The organism is Burkholderia sp. GW821-FHT14F03 (assembly GCF_058803765.1).
In genome coordinates this window covers 1-667 of record NZ_JBXAPG010000147.1, presented here as the reverse complement: position 1 = coordinate 667, position 667 = coordinate 1, and the positions used below count along the sequence as shown (strand labels likewise).

Here is a 667-nt window from a genome sequence, read left to right as displayed (position 1 = left end):
GGGTCGAGGCTGTGTGGAAACACGTAACTCAGCGTCGGCGGGAGCAGATCCCGTGCCGCATTTTCGCAGCCTTCAGGTGAACGAGGAGTGTCGCCATAGCTTCAGTGCTGAGTTGCTGTGGTCCCTCGGCAATGTAAGCGCACCCTGGAGTGCTTCACGCACCCACCAGCCGCATCGCCTTCATGGTTTTCGAGAACCCGAGTATCGCTATGACGCGTTTGAGGTTGTATGCCAGTACATGCAAACTCATTTCGGTGCTCACGTTGGCAAACCGGCGAGTCAGGAAGTGCGTGTAGCCCATCCAGTGTTTGAACGTCCCGAACACATGCTCAACTGTCCGCCTTCGCACCGTCATCGCATTCGGCATTCGGTCCAGTCTTCGCTGCGCAGCTTCCAGCACTGATTCGTGCTCCCAGCGCGTGATCCGCCGGTAATTGCTTGGCGTGCATTGTGGTTTCATGGCGCAGCCGATACAGGCGCTACTCCAGTAACGACGTAGATACATGCCATGTTCGAGGCCAGTAAAGCGATAGATCGCACGTTGCCCGGCCGGGCATAGATATTCGTCATCCCGGGCAATGTAAATAAAGTCGGCCCGATCAAAGCGGCCATCAGCCTTCGCGCTGGATGTCGTAACCTTCGGCAGAATGGCGGCAATGCCTGCGTC

1 protein-coding gene is annotated in these 667 nt (G+C 57.1%); it reads right to left on the bottom strand.

All coding sequences use genetic code 11. From position 1 onward, the window contains the following. Positions 1 to 154: 154 nt before the first annotated feature. The coding region (locus AC1RQF_RS33440) for a transposase (RefSeq protein WP_492874420.1) at positions 155 to 667 on the bottom strand (513 nt) is incomplete at its 5' end.